This window comes from Aquimonas voraii (genome assembly GCF_900101825.1).
Taxonomy (GTDB): Bacteria; Pseudomonadota; Gammaproteobacteria; order Xanthomonadales; family Xanthomonadaceae; genus Aquimonas; species Aquimonas voraii.
The window spans coordinates 358,954-376,441 of record NZ_FNAG01000002.1 but is presented as its reverse complement, the minus strand read 5'-3'; the positions used below and the strand labels follow the sequence as shown (position 1 = coordinate 376,441).

At 68.3% G+C, this 17,488-nt stretch carries 14 protein-coding genes and 1 pseudogene; 6 read left to right on the top strand and 9 right to left on the bottom strand.

What is annotated here, in order from left to right; translation table 11 throughout:
* Window positions 1–77: 77 nt before the first annotated feature.
* Window positions 78–899 (bottom strand): hypothetical protein, encoded by an 822-nt coding sequence (locus BLP83_RS06255; protein WP_143006562.1) that lies wholly within the window; start codon window positions 897–899, stop codon window positions 78–80.
* 31 nt (window positions 900–930) lie between these two features.
* Entirely contained in the window at window positions 931–3,513 is a 2,583-nt protein-coding gene (clpB, locus tag BLP83_RS06250) for an ATP-dependent chaperone ClpB (RefSeq protein ID WP_091240216.1), read from the bottom strand.
* Window positions 3,514–3,665: 152 nt separating this feature from the next.
* Between clpB and BLP83_RS18850 the strand changes: the two genes are divergently transcribed.
* Both BLP83_RS18850 and BLP83_RS06240 read left to right on the top strand, forming a co-directional pair.
* Window positions 3,666–4,439, top strand: a complete 774-nt coding sequence (locus tag BLP83_RS18850; protein WP_218121206.1) for a VOC family protein — start codon at window positions 3,666–3,668, stop codon at window positions 4,437–4,439.
* Complete coding sequence (locus BLP83_RS06240) at window positions 4,436–5,119, top strand: helix-turn-helix transcriptional regulator (protein ID WP_091240213.1); 684 nt, start codon at window positions 4,436–4,438, stop codon at window positions 5,117–5,119. Before BLP83_RS18850 ends, BLP83_RS06240 begins: the two co-directional genes overlap by 4 nt.
* Before the next feature lie 36 nt (window positions 5,120–5,155).
* Here BLP83_RS06240 and tatC read toward each other — a convergent pair whose 3' ends face one another.
* The 5 genes and pseudogenes from tatC to BLP83_RS06215 all read right to left on the bottom strand — a co-directional run bounded on the left by tatC (window position 5,156) and on the right by BLP83_RS06215 (window position 8,663).
* A complete protein-coding gene (tatC, locus tag BLP83_RS06235) occupies window positions 5,156–5,920 on the bottom strand; it encodes a twin-arginine translocase subunit TatC (RefSeq protein WP_091240211.1) in 765 nt (254 codons plus the stop codon).
* Window positions 5,917–6,504, bottom strand: a complete 588-nt coding sequence (gene tatB, locus BLP83_RS06230; RefSeq protein ID WP_091240208.1) for a Sec-independent protein translocase protein TatB — start codon at window positions 6,502–6,504, stop codon at window positions 5,917–5,919. Before tatB ends, tatC begins: the two co-directional genes overlap by 4 nt.
* Window positions 6,505–6,520: 16 nt before the next feature.
* Entirely contained in the window at window positions 6,521–6,751 is a 231-nt protein-coding gene (tatA, locus tag BLP83_RS06225; RefSeq protein ID WP_091240207.1) for a Sec-independent protein translocase subunit TatA, read from the bottom strand.
* A gap of 98 nt (window positions 6,752–6,849) precedes the next feature.
* Window positions 6,850–7,530, bottom strand: a pseudogene (locus BLP83_RS06220) (lipid-binding SYLF domain-containing protein); the annotation flags it as partial.
* A gap of 173 nt (window positions 7,531–7,703) precedes the next feature.
* Window positions 7,704–8,663, bottom strand: a complete 960-nt coding sequence (locus BLP83_RS06215; RefSeq protein WP_091240202.1) for an NHL repeat-containing protein — start codon at window positions 8,661–8,663, stop codon at window positions 7,704–7,706.
* Between the two features lie 184 nt (window positions 8,664–8,847).
* Between BLP83_RS06215 and hemH the strand changes: the two genes are divergently transcribed.
* The 4 genes from hemH to asnB all read left to right on the top strand — a co-directional run bounded on the left by hemH (window position 8,848) and on the right by asnB (window position 14,348).
* Window positions 8,848–9,954 carry a ferrochelatase gene (hemH, locus tag BLP83_RS06210; protein WP_091240199.1) on the top strand — a complete coding sequence of 369 codons (1,107 nt, stop codon included), beginning with the start codon at window positions 8,848–8,850 and terminating at the stop codon, window positions 9,952–9,954.
* Window positions 9,955–9,979: 25 nt separating this feature from the next.
* On the top strand, window positions 9,980–10,867 hold the full coding sequence (locus tag BLP83_RS06205) for an alpha/beta fold hydrolase (protein WP_176764034.1): 888 nt from the start codon (window positions 9,980–9,982) through the stop codon (window positions 10,865–10,867).
* 101 nt (window positions 10,868–10,968) lie between these two features.
* Window positions 10,969–12,579, top strand: a complete 1,611-nt coding sequence (locus BLP83_RS06200) for a hypothetical protein (RefSeq protein ID WP_091240194.1) — start codon at window positions 10,969–10,971, stop codon at window positions 12,577–12,579.
* Between the two features lie 98 nt (window positions 12,580–12,677).
* Window positions 12,678–14,348 carry an asparagine synthase B gene (gene asnB, locus BLP83_RS06195; protein ID WP_091240193.1) on the top strand — a complete coding sequence of 557 codons (1,671 nt, stop codon included), beginning with the start codon at window positions 12,678–12,680 and terminating at the stop codon, window positions 14,346–14,348.
* Between the two features lie 137 nt (window positions 14,349–14,485).
* On the opposite strand, the gene nuoN is transcribed toward asnB, so the two are convergent.
* Both nuoN and BLP83_RS06185 read right to left on the bottom strand, forming a co-directional pair.
* Complete coding sequence (gene nuoN, locus BLP83_RS06190; protein ID WP_091240190.1) at window positions 14,486–15,928, bottom strand: NADH-quinone oxidoreductase subunit NuoN; 1,443 nt, start codon at window positions 15,926–15,928, stop codon at window positions 14,486–14,488.
* A gap of 15 nt (window positions 15,929–15,943) precedes the next feature.
* Window positions 15,944–17,455 carry an NADH-quinone oxidoreductase subunit M gene (locus BLP83_RS06185; protein ID WP_091240187.1) on the bottom strand — a complete coding sequence of 504 codons (1,512 nt, stop codon included), beginning with the start codon at window positions 17,453–17,455 and terminating at the stop codon, window positions 15,944–15,946.
* Between the last annotated feature and the right edge of the window lie 33 nt (window positions 17,456–17,488).

Genomic DNA, 17,488 nt, shown 5'->3' with positions numbered 1-17,488 from the left:
CGGGGACGGATCATCATCCTTGCAGCCCGTGGGCAGGCCGGAGGCTCAGCGCGAGCAAGCGCGGCCCCCTCGTCGCGCTACCCCACCTGCGGCGGCAGGCTCCAGCCAGCGGCGCGCACCCGCTGGGCGAGCGCCCCGGCGCGCAGTGCTCGCTGCGACAGGGGCGCGTCGATCGCCTGCGCCGAAGCCAGCCGATCCAGTTCGGGCAGCTGGGAACCGCGGTAGTCGCGATAGCGCAGGTCAAGAGGGGCGGCGGGCAGCGTCGCTTGGAACAGAACCCTGAGCGTGCGCAACGCCATCAGCAGGGTGAGATCGAGGCCGGGGTGCTGGCCGTCGTCCGGATCCAGCCACAGCCAGTCGGGATGCGCCGCGCGCAGCGATGGGAAGTCGCCCAGACCCGCGTGCAGCGCGCCGATGCGCGTAGCCAGCTCGGCCTCGGCCTGGCTGAGAACGCCCGCACCGCGAGCATCCATGCGGTAGCTGCCAAGCAGCACCGGACGTGCGCCGTGTCGCTGCGCCAGCGCCGCCAGCTCCGCATGCGCTGCATGCGAGGCCTGGCAGGTGAAGCCGAACTTCGCGAGCTCGGCGTGGCAGCGCAGGCCGCCGCCGAACTCCTGCATCACCAGGGCCGTATAGCCTCCGCTGGCAAGCTCACGCTGCACCACGCCCGCGGCGACGTGATGGCTGAGGTGCGCGCCGCCACGCGCCAGCATTTCGGCCTCGACCGGCCGCCCGAGGGCTGCGCTCGCCAGCTGCGCGAACTGGTTCGGCAGGTCATTGCGATAGATCAGGCTGTTGCCGACGAACAACACGCGCTCGGGCCGCTCGCGCGTCGGCAGTCCACAGGCCGAAAGCGTCAAGGCGGAAATCGCAGCGGCCAGAAAGCTGCGCCGGGACAAGCCCGGCGCAGTTGAGGTTCCGGAGCGCGCGTCAGACACGCTCGAACACCAGCTCACTGCCCTTGGCTTCGACTCGGATCTGCTCACCCGGCGCGAACTCGCCGCGCAGGATGCGCGTGGCCAAGGGGTTCTCCAGCTGTTGCTGGATCGCGCGCTTCAGCGGCCGCGCGCCGTAGACCGGGTCGAAGCCGACGCTGCCCAGCAGGTCCAGTGCGGCGTCGCTGATCTCGATCTTGAGCTGGCGATCGGCCAGGCGCTTGGCGAGGTAGGAGGTCTGGATGCGCGCGATCTCGCGGATCTGCGCACGGCCCAGCGGGTGGAACACCACCAGCTCGTCGAGCCGGTTGATGAACTCCGGACGGAAGTGCGCCTGCACCACGCCCATCACCGCCGCCTTCATCTTCATGTAGTCCTCTTCCGTGTCGCCTGCCAGCTCCTGGATCATCTGCGAGCCCAAGTTCGAGGTCATGACGATGACGGTGTTGCGGAAGTCAACCGTGCGGCCCTGGCCGTCGGTGAGGCGGCCGTCGTCCAGCACCTGCAGCAGCACATTGAACACGTCCGGGTGGGCCTTTTCGACCTCGTCCAGCAGGATCACGCTGTAGGGCCGGCGGCGCACGGCCTCGGTCAAATAGCCGCCCTCTTCATAGCCGACATAGCCCGGAGGTGCGCCGATCAGGCGTGCGACCGAATGCTTCTCCATGAACTCGCTCATGTCGATGCGGACCATGGCGTCGGTCGAGTCGAACAGGAACTCGGCCAGCGCCTTGCACAGCTCGGTCTTGCCCACGCCGGTGGGGCCCAGGAACAGGAAGCTGCCGTTGGGGCGGTTCGGGTCGGACAGTCCCGCACGCGAGCGGCGAATGGCGTCAGAGACGGCACGCACGGCCTCGCCCTGCCCCACCACCTTCTGCTGCAGCACCTCCTCCATGCGCAGCAGCTTCTCGCGCTCGCCTTCGAGCATCTTGGACACGGGAATGCCGGTCCAGCGGCTGACGACCTGGGCGATTTCTTCCGCGGTCACCTTCTGCTGCAGCAGCTGGAAGCCCTTCTGCTCGGTTTCGGCCGCGGCCTGCAGCTGGCGCTCCAGCTCGGGGATGCGGCCGTACTGGATCTCCGACGCGCGCGCCAGATCCTGGCGGCGATGCGCGGTGTCGAGTTCGGCCTTGGCCTGTTCGATCTGCTCCATGATCTTGGCCGTGCCGGCCACCGCGGCCTTCTCGGCGCGCCAGATTTCCTCGAGATCGGAGAACTCGCGCTCGAGCTTGGCGATCTCGGTTTCGAGGTCGGCCAGGCGCTGCTTGGACTCGTCGTCCTTCTCCTTCTTCAGCGCCTCGCGCTGGATCTTGAGCTGGATCAGTCGGCGCTCCTTGCGGTCCATCTCCTCCGGCTTCGAGTCGATCTCCATGCGGATGCGCGAGGCCGCCTCGTCCATCAGGTCGATGGCCTTGTCCGGCAGCTGGCGATCGGCGATGTAGCGGTTGGACAGCGTGGCTGCGGCGACGATGGCGGGGTCGGTGATCTCCACGCCGTGGTGCACGGCGTAGCGCTCTTTGAGGCCACGCAGGATGGCGATGGTGTCTTCCACGCTCGGCTCGCCCACGAACACCTTCTGGAAGCGGCGCTCGAGTGCTGCGTCCTTCTCGACGTACTTGCGGTACTCGTCCAGGGTGGTGGCGCCAATGCAGTGCAGCTCGCCGCGGGCGAGCGCGGGCTTCAGCATATTGCCGGCGTCCATCGAGCCTTCGGCCTTGCCGGCGCCGACCATGGTGTGCAGCTCGTCGATGAACAGGATCACCTGGCCTTCGTTCTTCGACAGGTCGTTCAGCACGGCCTTCAGCCGCTCCTCGAACTCACCGCGGAACTTCGCACCGGCAATCAGGGCGCCCATGTCCAGCGACAGCACGCGCTTGCCGCGCAGGCCTTCCGGCACCTCGCCGTTGACGATGCGCTGGGCCAGGCCCTCGACGATCGCGGTCTTGCCGACGCCGGGCTCGCCGATCAGCACCGGGTTGTTCTTGGTGCGCCGCTGCAGCACCTGGATGGTGCGGCGGATCTCCTCGTCGCGGCCGATCACCGGATCGAGCTTGGAGTTCTCGGCGCGCGCGGTGAGGTCGATGCAGTACTTCTCCAGCGCTTGGCGCTGTTCTTCCGCGTTCTCACTCTGCACCTTCTCGCCTCCGCGCAGCTTGTCGATGGCTTGCTCGATGCGGGCACGATCAGCGCCCACGGACTTCAGGATCTGCCCGATCTCGCCACGGTCCTCGACGCAGGCGAGCACGAACAGCTCGCTGGCGATGAAGGCATCGCCGCGCTGCTGGGCCAGCTTGTCGGTGAGGTTCAAAAGGCGCGAGAGGTCGTTGCCGATGGCGAGGTTGCCCTCCTGGCCCTTGACCTTGGGCAGGCGATCGAGCACCTCGCCGAGCCGCGTCCGCAGGGCGGTGGCATTGACGCCGGCCTGCTGCAGCATCGGCCGCGTGCTGCCGCCCTGCTGGTCGATGAGCGCTGCCAGCACGTGGGCAGGCTCCATCATGTTGTGGTCGCGGCCGACCGCCAGCGACTGCGCGTCGGCCAGGGCCTGCTGGAAGCGCGAGGTCAGTTTGTCCATGCGCATGGGTAGTCTCCGAAGGAAAGCGGGGCCGACGGGCGGCGATGTGCCCTTAATGAGGCTGTGAAACGGATGTTCAAGGGGCGGCGCCCTGCTGACATTCCGCTGTCAGCAGGAACGCATCAGTCTGGTCTCCCCACCACAGCCGGAGAGCCAGCATGCAGAGCGATGTGATTGAACAGGTCAGTTTCCGCGCGCGCAGCCCAGAGGCGGATCGGCGCATGGCCGAGGCCGCCTGGGCAGCGCACGCAGCGTTCGAGCGCCTGCAGGGATTCGTCAGCCGGCAGTTCGGCCGTGGCGAGGACGGCGAATGGCTCGACATCATCCGCTGGCGTTCGCTGGAGGATGCCCGGCGCGCCGCGCAGCACGCAGGGCGCGAACCCACGATCGCCGCTTTCTTCGGCCTGATCGACATGCAGTCTGCGCAGCTGCGCCACTACCGGGCGCCCGCGCCCGCCGCGCTGTGGACCCGGCTGCCGCCGCCGAGGCAGGCCCTGATGACCGTGGTGCTGGAGGACCTCGCGCCCACGCGAGCGTTCTACGAGCAGCACTTCAATGCGCGTGCGCTGTTCGATGCACCCGGCTACGTGCTGCTGCAGTTGGGCGGACCCTACGCGCCGCAGCTGGCCCTGATGCATCCGACACCTGAGGACACGATGCCCTGCTTCGCGGGTGGTGCCGTGCTCAATCTGCAGGTCGATGATGTCGAGGCCCTGCACGCGCGCCTCATGGCCGCCGGGGTGCCGAGCTGGATGCCGCTGAAGGACCATGCCTGGGGCGATCGCGGCTTCGCGGTCCGCGATCCGGCTGGCCTCAAGCTCTACTGCTACCGCCCGCAGACCCCCTTCGGCGAGTATGCGCACAGCTTCCGTGAGCCCTGGCGGCTGGAAGCGCCGATGGACTGCCCTGAAGAGGACCTGCAAACCGCATGAGCCGCCGCGCCGACCGCCTGTTCCGACTGGTTCGCCAGCTGCAGATCCACGGCCGCCGCACCGCCGCCGAGCTGGCAGCGACGGAGGAGGTTTCGGTGCGCACGGTCTATCGCGACCTGGATGACCTCTCCGCCTCGGGCGTGCCCATCGTCGGCACGCCCGGCGAAGGCTATCGGCTGAGCCCGGGGTGGAAGATGCCCGCGCTGCGATTCGACATCGAAGAGATCGAGGCCCTGATGCTGGGGCTCTCGATCACCGCGGCCTGGGGCGACAGCGACCTGGCGCGCGCCGCGCGCTCGGCGCGCGATCGCATCCTGGAGGCGCTGCCACCGCCGCTGGCCAGCGGTGCGCAGGCACTGGCCCTGCACGTGCCGGATTTCCACATCGAGCCCGCCACGCGGCGCTGGCTGGGCCCGCTCCGGCGGGCGCTGCGCGAACGCCGCCCGCTGCAGTTCGACTACGCCGACGCAGAGGCACGGCCCAGTTCGCGCCGGGTCGATCCGCTGGGCCTGTTCTTCTGGGGTGACCGCTGGACCCTGGTCGGCTGGTGCCATCTGCGCTCGGACTTCCGGCATTTCCGGGTCGACCGCATCCAGCGCCTCGACAGTGGCGAACCGCAGCCCGAGTGGCCCCAAGGGCGGCGCCTGGAGGACTACCTCGCCCGCGTCCGCGACTGCTGAGCCGTCAGCCCTGGCCCGCGCGCACGGCAGGCGCGCTCAGGATTCGCTGGGTTGTGCCGGTTGGCGTGCCAGCAGCATACGCGTGGCGATGATGCCCAGCTCGTACAGCAGGGCCATGGGAATCGCCAGCATCAGCTGGGAGATCACGTCGGGCGGGGTGATGATGGCCGCGACCACGAAGGCGCCGACAATGACATAGGGCCGGGCCTCACGGAGCTGCTCCACGCTCACCCAGCGCAGCAAGCCGAGAATGACCACGGCGACCGGCACCTCGAAACTGAAGCCGAAGGCCAGAAACACCACCAGCACGAAGTTGAGGTAGGCGCTGATGTCCGGCGCGACCTGCACGCCCTCCGGCGAGACAGCGGTGAGGAAAGTGAACACCGCCGGCAGCACGAGGAAATAGGCGAAGGCCGCACCGATGTAGAACAGCGAGGTGGCCGCCACCAGGATCGGCAGGGCCAATCGACGCTCGTGCTGGTAAAGGCCCGGAGCCACGAAGGCCCAGGCCTGGTAGAGGATGGCCGGCATGGCGATCGTGATCGCCGCGACGAAGGCCAGCTTGATCGGCGCGAAGAAGGGGCTGGCGACGTCGACCGCGATCATGCTCGCGCCGGCGGGCAGCTTGGCAATCATCGGCTCGGCGATCGCCGCATACAGGCGATTGGCAAAGGGCATCAGCAGCAGGAACACGGCCAGCACTGCCAGCACCGCGCGCAGCAGGCGCGCGCGCAGCTCGATGAGGTGCGAAAGCAGAGTCTGTTCGGCTTCCCCCTCGGAAGGTCCGGGCAACTGCTTCATTCGCGACCTGGCCTCTGGTCGGCGGCGCCGTCATCGCCCGCTGGCGTCGATGGCGTCAAAACCTGCGAATCCGACAACTGCCCTGCCCTTGCCTCCTCGGTCGGTTGAGGCTCCTCGAGCAGGTCGGCTGGCAAGGGGCTCTCGGGTTCACTCTGGCGGGCGATCTCTTCCGGCGTCAGCCCCTGGTCGTCAAACGCGTCATTCAGCGCGCCGGCCGACGCATCCTGCGCGACGGACTGCGTGAGCGCCGCGGGCAGCGGGTCCGCTCCGGTGACCGCCTGCACCGAGGACTGCGCCTCGGCGGCGGCGGCGCCCAGGACGACGCCCGCCGAAGCGACGTCGCTGCGGAGCTCCTTCGCGGTGTCCTGCAGAGTCGCCTGCATTTCATCCAGCTTGAGGCTGCGCTTGAGTTCCTCGGCGGCGAGCTCGCGCTCGAACTCCGAGCGCACGGCAAACCAGCTCTGGCGCGCTTTCCGAACGTAAAAGCCAAGGGTTCGCGCGGCCTTCGGCAGGCGTTCGGGCCCCAGCACCAGCAGCGCAACCACGCCGATGACGCCGATTTCGGCGATGCTGAGGTCGAACATGCGCGCCTATCCGCGGTCAGTCGCGACGATCGCCGGCCTTGCTGGCCGTTTCGCTGCTGGCGTTCTCACTCTCGCGCGACTCATCGGCCAAGCGTTGATCGGGCGCGGACTCGTCCTGCATGCCCTTGCGGAAATTCTTGATCGCCGCGCCCAGGTCACCGCCGACGTTGCGCAGCTTCTTCGTACCAAACACCAGGACCACCACGACCAGCACGACGATCCAGTGCCAGATGCTGAAACCACCCATGGACGTTCTCCGTCAGACAGACGCGGGAGGATAGCGCAGCGGAAGCGTCAACACGATGACGCCCGCCACGCGTCGGCGCCGAAGCCGGCTCAGCGGTTGGTGTACTCCTCCAGGCGGTCGCGGAAATCCACCGCTTGGTCGGGGCTGACGTTGACGCGTCCCTCGAACACCGCGCGCGGTGTCACGTTGCGTCCGTAGCTGCTCTGGTTGGCACGGTGGTCGATCGACAGCACGGCGCCATCCAGCGCCACGCCGGCGAACAGGCCGCGCGAGCGCGAGTAGGAGTAGATCTCGGCGCGCAGGTCGGCGTCGGTCGAGGCCTGCGCATTGCGGCCGACCGGACCGGCGGCGACTGCGGCATCGGCGCCCAAGGTGAACTTGCCGTTGACGATCGAGTCGACGCCGCGCGAAGTGCGGAACACGAGGATGACGTCGGTTGACTGGACGCCCGCTTGGAAGCCGATGCTGCCGCCCGTCAGGGTGAGGAAGGAGGGGTGGCTCCAGGTGCCGTCCGGCGTACGCACGCTGACCACGCCGCGCCCGCGGCGGCCTCCGATCAGCAGGCCCGCCTTGACTACGTCGGGAATCACAGCGATGGCGTAGGCGTCCCGCAAGAGACGACTGGGCACCGCACGATCGGGGCTGCGCATGATCTCGTCCAGCACTCGGGCAGCGTCCTGCAGACGCTGCTCGGGCGGCGGCGCGCCCTTCACGATGGGTGCGGCGACAAGAGCAAGACCGAACAAGCCGGTCAGAAGAATGCGGGCGAAAATGCGCATGGAGGCTCCGATCAGAGGGAGAGGAGTGGCGCCGGATCCGGCCTCGGGGCCACATCCGCGGGGGCATCGACTATAGGCGCGCGGCCGATGAATCCGGGCTTATCGCTGCCGAAAAGGAGCCGAGCGGGCGAGGTGCTCTCCCGGTCTGGGCGCGCTATCGATGGTTGCGCAGCTCAGATGCGCCGGCGCAGGGCCTGGGCCGCGGACAACGCGAGCACCAACGCAAGCAACAGCTTGCCGGGGCCGTAAAACGCAGACACCGAGACAGGTGACACGCTCGGCGGGGTACCACCCGCTGGGCAGGCCGGTGGCGCCACCGCGAGGCCTTCGAGCTGAACCCGGTTCAGACCGCTGCCCGCGCCGGTGATGGGCTTGCTGCTGAGCAGCAGCGCAGTGTCGGGATCGATCTCGACCAGATCATTCTGGGCGAGCCGCGGCAAGCCATCGGGCGGGACGAGGTAGTCGAGCAGCGCCCACAGCCGACCTTCCGCATCGAAGTCAAGGCCGACGTCAAACACGCGGTCGATCACCGCGATCGGGCCGACGCGCACCAGCTCTTTACTGACGGTGTCGTAGCGGTACAGGGCCGTATCGGGATCCACCGACACGCCGAACACCTGCGAGCCGCGCGCCGCCAGACCGGACAGCGGCGGTCCAGCGGTGACAACGCGATCGACCGCCCCCGTGGCCGGATCGACCCTCCAGAGGTGGCCCAGCGTGTCGGAGGAAAGCCACACCGCACCGTCACAGGTGATCGCGAGGCCGTAGTCGAGCTGCCCGCCCTGACCGGGGCCTTGCCCGGCGAGGCCGGCAAAATGACTCATGAAACTGCCGGCGCCCGTCTGGGCGTTGATCCGGGTCAGAAGATCGCTGGTTCCGCCTGCCTCTGCAGTCCCGTCCGCGGCGCCGTACAGAGAGCCGTCGGGGTGAAGCGCCAGCCCATCAATGTCGCGGAAACCGACGTAGCCAATGCGGGTGGTGGCTCCCGTGGCCAGATCGACGCGATACAGCGCGTCGCGGAGGCCGGGGCTGTCCGGGTCGGTGCCCGAGGCGTAGCCATACGGCTGCGCGCCGGCCGCTGCACTCAGCAGCAGTCCGAAGGCGAGGGTCAGCCTGCGGGCGATCGGGCGCATAAGGCCACGTCCTTTGCGGTCGTCATGTAATCGTCACGGCGCTCTGGCGGCGCCTCAGGCGAGAATAGCAGGGCCTCGCGCGCCTGAACAGCCGCGACAGCCCCGTCTAAGCGCTTGATTTCGAGCGCCAAATCCGCTGCCTCTGGCGCCCCAGGATTTCCGACCCCCCTCCCGCGGAGAACGCATGTCCTATCTTGGCCAACCCGACTACCGCCACGGCAGCCGGGAAACCACCGCCGTCCTGCTGGTCAACCTCGGCACGCCCGACGCCCCGACACCCGCCGCGGTTCGTCGCTATCTTGCCGAATTCCTCGCCGATCCGCGGGTCATCGAGCTGCCAAGAGTCCTGTGGATGCCACTTCTGCACGGAGTGATCCTGCCGCTGCGCTCGCGGCGCTCAGCCAAGGCCTACCAGCAGGTCTGGACCGAGCAGGGCTCGCCGCTGCTGACCTATACCCGCGGCCTCGCCGCCGGACTGCAGTCCGCCCTGGCCTCGGACGGTCGGCCGCTGGGCGTGCATGTAGCCATGCGCTACGGCAACCCCTCGATCCGCAGCGTGCTGCGCGAACTGAAGGACCGGGGCCTGCGCCGCCTGCTGGTGCTGCCGCTGTACCCGCAGTTCTCGGCCACCACCACGGCCTCGGTGTTCGATGCCGTGGTCGACGAACTCAAGACCTGGCGGCTGCAGCCGGAACTGCGCTTCATCACCGACTACCACCGGGAGCCGGCCTGGCTCGACGCCGTCGCCGAGAGCGTCCGCCAGCACTGGCAGGCCCACGGCCGCGGCGATCGCCTGCTGTTCTCCTTCCACGGCATTCCCAAGCGCTACTTCACGGCAGGCGATCCCTACCACTGCCTGTGCCAGTTCACCGCGCGCGAGGTCGCCGAGCGCCTGCAGCTTCCGCGGGACGCCTGGCAGCTCAGCTTCCAGTCGCGCGTCGGCAAGGAGGAATGGCTGCGCCCCTACACCGACGAAACGGTCGCCGCCCTACCCGCCCAGGGCGTGCGCAGGCTGGACGTGGTCTGTCCCGGCTTCGCGGTGGACTGTCTGGAGACCATCGAGGAAATTGCCGGCGAAAATGCCGAGATCTTCCTGCATGCCGGCGGCGAAGCCCTGCGCTACGTGCCCGCCTTGAACGATAGCGCCGCCCACGTGCAGGCCCTGCTGCCGCTGCTGCGCCGCCAGGGCTCCGGCTGGCCGGAGTTCGCGGCGGCCCCTTGGGATGGCGAAGCGGAGACGGCCGCGGCTGCACTGCGGGCGCAGCGCTTCGAGCAGTTCCAGCGTGGCTGAGGGCGACCCCGGACCTGCACCTGCGATGGTCGCGGGCTCTTCGCGCCACTGCACGGAACGCAGATTCCCGCTGGCCACCGGCACCCTGGCCGCCCTGCATTTCCCGCCGACGGTCGAGGGCGCGCCGCGCGTGCTCGCCCTGCACGGCTGGCTGGACAATGCTGCGAGCTTCACCGCCCTGGCCAATGCCCTGCCAGAGTTTGAAGTGCTCGCGCTTGATCTGGCGGGACACGGACGCTCCGATTGGCGCCCGCCTGCCGGCAGCTACGCCCTGGTCGACCATCTGCCCGAGCTGCAGGAAGTGCTGGATGCGCTGGAATGGTCCTCATGCGCGCTGCTCGGGCACTCCATGGGTGCCGCGATCGCCAGCCTGTTCGCCGTCGCTGCCCCCGAGCGCGTCGACCGGCTGATCTGCATCGACGCCTTGGGCCCGCTCAGCCTGGACGAGGCCGAAGCCGCGGCCCGGCTGCGCCGCGCGCTGTCGGCACGGCGCGAACCGCGGCCGCGGCGGCGCCTCTTCCCTGGCGTCAAGGACGCCTGCCTGCAGCGCGCCGAGCTGAATGGGGTGAGCGCGGCGGCCATTGCGCCGCTGGTCGAGCGCGGCCTGACCGAAGTCGAGAACGGCTGGATCTGGGCGGCCGACCCGCGCCTGCAGCTGCCGTCAGCGATACCGATGAGCGAGGCCCAGGTGCAGCAGCTGCTGCGCGCGCTGTCGATGCCGGTGCTGGTGCTCGCAGCAGATACACCGGACCCACGGCTGCCGCGACTGCACGTCCAAGCGCGGCTCGACTGCGTGCCGCAGGTGCAGTGCGTGCGCCTGCCCGGCGGGCACCATCTGCACTTGGCCGAAACCGCGCGCACGGCGACAGAGATCCGGCGCTTCTTCGCCTCGGGGCAGGCCACCATCGGCTAGGCCCGGCAGCCCCACCAGCGGGCACGGAAACTGCAGGCTGCGTGCCTGAGCGGACCTCGGCTGCGAGGCTCGCGCCGCCGCCATTCCTAGCTCCGAGATCGATGTCGAACGCTCTCCACCGCCCGCCACATCTCTTGCCGCTGCTGCGGCAGCTCAAGCAGACAGCCCTGCCCTGCTTCGTCGCCGAGACCGAGCACCGGCTCGCCCTGGGCGACGCGATCGAATTGAACCGCCTGCAGTCGCTGGCCGAGCGCGAGCCCGGCCTGGCGCTTTCGATCCTGCTGGCAGCCAATGCCAGGACCTCGGCAGAGGACGAACTGCGCGGACTGCAGCAGGGCATCCACCGCCTCGGCAGCGGCGGCGTACAGCGTCTGCTGCGCGGCCTGCCCCGCCAGCGCTATGACCGTGCACAGCCCGGCCATCGGCTGAGCCTGCAGGCCATGGCGACCAGCCGACTTGCCTGGCTGTTCCTCGCCCACTGGCTGCGCACAGCACTCGCCTCCGACGAGGATGCGCGCCTGTCGATGTTGACCCTGCTGGATGTGGCGCGCTGGAAGCTGCCGCTGGCAGCACCGGCGCTGGCCGTCGAGATCGAGCGCCGGGTGCAGGCCGGCGAGCGTCGCAGCCGAGTCGAACGGGAGCTGCTGGGGGCCGACCTCGACGCTCTCAACGTGTGGCACCTCCAAGACCTCGGCCTGCCCTGCGCCGAGTCCCTGCAACGCTGCCGCTGGTCGCCGATGCTTCTCGCTCGGGCGGCACGACAGGTGCGTGGCGCAACCCAAGTCCCCAGCCTGCCGGCGCCGCTCAAGATCGCGCTTCGCGAACGCGGCCTGCTCTGCGGGCTCGCGCAGGTACTGGCGCTGGAGGCCGGCGTCGACTGGTACAGCCCGCGGACGCGCAGCCTGATCCAGGCGGCGGCCGCCGTGTCCGGGAAGTCGGCCGAGGAAATCCTGCGCGGCGTGCATCGGCAGGCCCTGTTCGCCAGCCACGAGGCCATGTTCGGAGCCGATGCGCCGGCGCCGGCGGCCGGCCTGCTGAGGCCACCGCGGGCGCCGCGCGCGCTGGCGCGCACAAGCGCGGGTCAGCCCGCGGCAAAGTCTGACGCCTCGGCGGTGGCCACGGCCGCACCCGCCGCTGCCGCGCCATCGCCTGCCGGCGATGATGCGCTTGCGGGCTTCGCCCGGCGCTGCGAGGCGGGGCATCCCGACCTGCGCAGCCTGCTGGCCGATGTCGTCCGCCTGTTCGCGCGGCTAGGCCTCAAGCGCTGTGCGCTGTTCCTGCGCGAAACCGATCGCTCGGCGCTGGCCTGCTTCTTCAGCTTCGGCTTCACCCAGGGTCAGGCGGGCCGCGACCTGCGCCTGCCGGTCGGCGAGCCGGGCCTGGTCAGGCTGCTGCTCGCCCAGCCGGGCGTGGCCTTCCGGATCGCCCAGGCACAGCGCGCGGGCGTGGTCGGCAAGCTGCCCCCGGGGTTGGCCGACTGGCCGCCGTCCGGCGGCATGCTGTTGGCCACGATTGCCGTGCAGGGCCGAGCGGTCGGCTTCTGGTGGGCGGATGCGGGCCCTGAGGCGCCGGAGGCCAGCGTCGAAAGCTTCGCGCGGTTTCGGCGCGTCGTGGAGAGCTTCGGCCCTGCTTTCACGCGCCAGCTTGAGCAGCGCAGTCCGAGCGCCGCCAGCGCGAACGCAAGCGGCCGTCGCCCGCACATCGAGGAGTGAAGTCCGAAGCGTCGTGAGGCCTGTTGCGCTGCGAAACCACCGTCGAGGGCTGGCATAGAATCGGGCCTTCACTCCTTGCTGACGGCGGCCTGCAGTCCATGTGTTCGATTCTCGGCATCCTCGATCTCCGCTCCGATCCGGCCGCCCTGCGCACGCAGGCGCTGGACCTTTCCCGCCGCATGCGTCATCGCGGCCCGGACTGGTCGGGCGTGTATGCCAACGAGCGGGCGATCCTGGTGCACGAGCGTCTCGCCATCGTCGGCGTCGATTCCGGCGCGCAGCCGTTGCTCTCGCCCGAGGGCACCCAGGCGCTGGCGGTCAACGGCGAGATCTACAACCACCGCCAGCTGCGCGCGGCACTTGAAGCCGATTACGCCTTCCAGACCCACTCCGACTGCGAGGTCATCCTGCCGCTGTATGCCAAGTTCGGCCACGACTTCCTCAACCAGCTGGAGGGCATGTTCGCCTTCGTGCTGTGGGACGACGCCAAGCAGCACTGGCTGGTCGCGCGCGACCCCATCGGCATCATTCCGCTGTACTACGGCCACGACGCCCACGGCAACCTGTACTTCGCCTCCGAGCTGAAGGCGCTGGCCCCGGTCTGCAAGGAAGCTCGCGAGTTCCCGCCCGGCCACTACTGGGCCAAGGGCGATGCCGAGCCGACCCGCTACTACCAGCCCGGCTGGCGCGACTACGACGCGGTGAAGGACGGCCCCACCGACCGCGCCGCCCTGCGCGCTGCTTTCGAGGCTGCCGTGAAGTCGCACATGATGAGCGACGTGCCCTATGGCGTGCTGCTCTCAGGCGGGCTGGATTCCTCGCTGGTCGCGGCCATCGCCAAGAAGTACGCCGCCCGCCGCGTCGAAGAAGATGAAAAGACCGAGGCCTGGTGGCCGCAGCTGCACAGCTTCGCGGTGGGTCTGAAGGAATCGCCGGATCTCAAGGCCGCACGCGAGGTCGCCGCGCACATCGGCACGGTGCATCACGAATTCCACTTCACCGTGCAGGAAGGCATCGACGCGCTGTCGGATGTCATCTACCACCTCGAAACCTACGACGTGACGACCATCCGCGCATCGACGCCGATGTACCTGATGGCGCGCCGGATCCGCGCCATGGGCATCAAGATGGTGCTCTCGGGCGAGGGCTCGGACGAACTGTTCGGCGGCTACCTCTACTTCCACAAGGCGCCGGATGCGAAATCCCTGCACGAGGAAACCGTCCGCAAGCTGGACGCCCTGCACCTGTTCGACTGCCTGCGCGCCAACAAATCGATGTCGGCCTGGGGCGTGGAAGCGCGCGTGCCCTTCCTCGACCGCGGCTTCATCGACGTGGCGATGTCGCTCAACCCCGAGGTCAAGCTCTCGGGCAAACCGCGCGGCCGCATCGAGAAGCAGTTCCTGCGCGAGGCCTTTGCCGGCTATCTGCCCGACAAGATCCTGTGGCGGCAGAAGGAGCAGTTCTCCGACGGCGTGGGCTACAGCTGGATCGACTCGCTGAAGGCGCATGCCGCCGCCCAGGTCAGCGACGCCCAGATGGAGAGCGCGAAGTTCCGCTTTCCTTACAACACGCCCGTCAGCAAGGAGGCCTACTTCTACCGTGAGATCTTCGAGCGTCATTACCCGCAGGCCTGGGCCGCGGAATGCGTGCCCGGTGGACCGTCCGTGGCCTGTTCAACGGCAGCGGCCCTGGAGTGGGACGCCAGCCTGAAGAACATCGTCGACCCCTCGGGGCGCGCGGTGCAGGCCGTGCATGAGAGCGCCTACTGAGCACAGCGGGCCGGTCGCCGAGACACCCCGCAAACCAAGAAGGGCGCTCATCGGAGCGCCCTTCTTGGTTTGTAGCAAGCCTCAGCGGATGCGCAGCTTCAACGCCCCTGAGGCTTCGCCGGCGGGCTACGCTGCCATCACGCGCCTGTGGCGCGCAGGCACCACTGCATGATCGGGCTCCAGAAGATGCCCAGCACCAGCATCGCCAGCCCGTTCACGGTCAGCAGCCAGCGCAGCTGCGGGTCAGGGTTCAGCGGATGGTGGCTGCCGTCTTCCGGGGCGTCGAAGTACATGGTGCGGATGACGCGCAGGTAGTAGAAGGCGCCGATCACCGCGAACACGACCGCGACCAGAGCCAGCCACAGCATGTCTGCGCCGACCGCGGCTTCGAGCACGGTCAGTTTGGCCCAGAAGCCGAACAGCGGCGGGAAGCCAGCCAGCGAGCCCATCAGCAGCAGGATCAGGAACGCGAACCAGGGGTGGCGCTGGTTCAGGCCGCGGAAATCGATGATCTCCTCCGCCTCGAACCCCTTGCGCGCCAGCAGCATGATCGAGGCGAAGGCACCAACCGACATGATCGCGTAGCAGATCGCATAGAACATCGCCGCCGCGTAGCCCTGCTCGGTACCGGCCGCAAGGCCGAGGAACAGGAAGCCGACGTGGGAGATCGTCGAGTAGGCCAGCATGCGCTTCAGGTTCGTCTGCGCAATAGCCACAACGTTACCCACGGCGAGCGACAGCACCGCCAGCCAAGCCAGCATGTGGCGCCACTCGCTGACGTCACCGACCGCACCTTCGAGCAGCCGGTAGGCCATGCCGAAGGCAGCCAGCTTGGGCGCCGAGCCGATGAAGGCGGTGACTGCAGTGGGCGCGCCCTGGTAGACATCGGGCAGCCACATGTGGAAGGGCGCCGCACCGAACTTGAAGGCGATACCGACCACCAGAAAGACCACGCCCAGCAGGAGGATTCCGCGGTTGTCGCCGACGCCGCTCAGCGCCGCCTGGATGGTGGCGATGTCGAGGCTGCCGGTGGCACCGTAGACCATCGACATGCCGTAGAGCAGCATGCCCGAGGCCAGCGAACCGAGCACGAAGTACTTCATCGCCGCTTCGGTGGCCAGCTTGTTGTCGCGGTCGATGGCGACGAGCGCGTAGGACGACAACGCCAGCAGCTCAAGACCCATGTAAAGGCTGAGCAGATTGCCGGCCGAGACCAGCACCATCATGCCGAGCACGGCGAACAGGCAGAGCACATAGAACTCGCCCTTGAACAGGCCGCGGTCCTGCAGGTAGGGCTTGGCATAGACGAAGGCCGCGCCGGTCACGATCAGCATGAACACCTTCAGCACGTCGGCCACGCCGTCGCGGATGAACATGCCGCCGAACGCGGTGACCGCCTCACCCGCGATGCCGTCGCGCAGCACCAGCGCAGCGGTGGCGAGCAGGGTCAGCAGGCCGAGGAAGTGGGTCAGGCCGCGGCGCGCATCGCTGATGAAGAGATCCACCAGCAGCAGCACGCAGGCGGCGCCGAGCAGGAACAGCTCGGGAGTGAGCGGAATGAAGTCGGAGGCAGTGATCATGGTCGTCGTCCTCGCTTACAGCTTGCTGGCGGCAAGCTGGGCCGCGAGTTGGGCGATGGAGGCGTCCATCAGGTCGGTCAAGGGCTTGGGATGAATGCCGAAGTACAGGACAGCGGCAGCGAACAACGCCAGCACCAGGAACTCATGCCCGCGCAGGTCCTTGAGCGCGGCGACATTGGCATTCGCCACTTCGCCGTACATCACGCGCTTGACCATCCACAGGGTGTAGGCCGCGCCGATGATCAGGGTGAGCGCGGCGACTGCCGCGATCCACGGGCTCTGCTGGAAGGCGGCCAAGATCACCATGAACTCGCCGACGAAGCCCGAGGTGCCCGGCAGGCCGCTGTTGGCCATGGCGAACAGCACCATGAAGGCCGCGAACATCGGCATGACATTGGCCACACCGCCGTAGTCCTTGATCATGCGGGTGTGCATGCGGTCGTAGACCACGCCCACGCAGCTGAACATGGCACCCGAGATGAAGCCGTGGCTGATCATCTGCACCATCGCGCCCTGCAGGCCGAGTTCGGCGCCGTCGCTGCGGCCGCCGCGCACCAGCGCGAAGGCGATGAAGATGCCCAAGGTGACGAAGCCCATGTGGCTGATCGAGGAATAGGCGATCAGCTTCTTCATGTCTTCCTGCACCAGCGCCACGAGACCGACGTAGACCACGGCGATCAGGCTCAGGGTGATCATCAGCCAGGCGTATTCGTGGCCGGCGTCCGGCACGATCGGCAGGGTGAAGCGCAGGAAGCCATAGCCACCGATCTTCAGCATGATCGCGGCCAGTACCACCGAGCCCGCGGTCGGCGCCTCAACGTGGGCGTCAGGCAGCCAGGTGTGCACCGGGAACATCGGGATCTTCACCGCGAAGGCGGCGAAGAAGGCGAAGAACAGCCACATCTGCTCGGTGGCGGTCAGCGGCAGCGCGTACAGGTCGGCCAAGGCAAAGCTGCCGCCCTTCAGGTACAGGTAGACCAGGCCGACCAGCATGAAGATCGAGCCGAGGAAGGTGTACAGGAAGAACTTCATCGAGGCATAGATGCGGCGGTAGCCGCCCCAGACGCCGATGATGATGAACATCGGGATCAGCATGCCCTCGAAGAACACGTAGAACAGCACGGCGTCGAGCGCGCAGAACACGCCGATCATCAGGCCTTCGAGGATCATGAAGGCGGCCATGTACTGGTGCACGCGCTCGTCCACGGACGTCCAGGCGCCGATCAGCACCAGCACGCTGGTGAAGGTGGTCAGCAGCACCAGGGCCAGGGCGATGCCATCGACGCCCAGGTGGTAGTGGATCTTGAAGGCCTCGATCCAGACGTGCTTCTCGACGAACTGCATGGCCGCCGAGCTGGGGTCGAAGCCGGTGTACAGCGGGATGCTGAGCACGAAGGTGGCGAGCGTCACCAGCAGGGCGAACCAGCGCACCTGGTTGGCGCGTTCGGAGCCAAAGGCGAGCGCTGCGAAGCCGCCCAGGATGGGCAACCAGATCAGCAGGCTGAGCAGGGGAAGGGTCGAGGGCATCGGCATTTTTCCTTGTAATCCGTATGCCGCGCG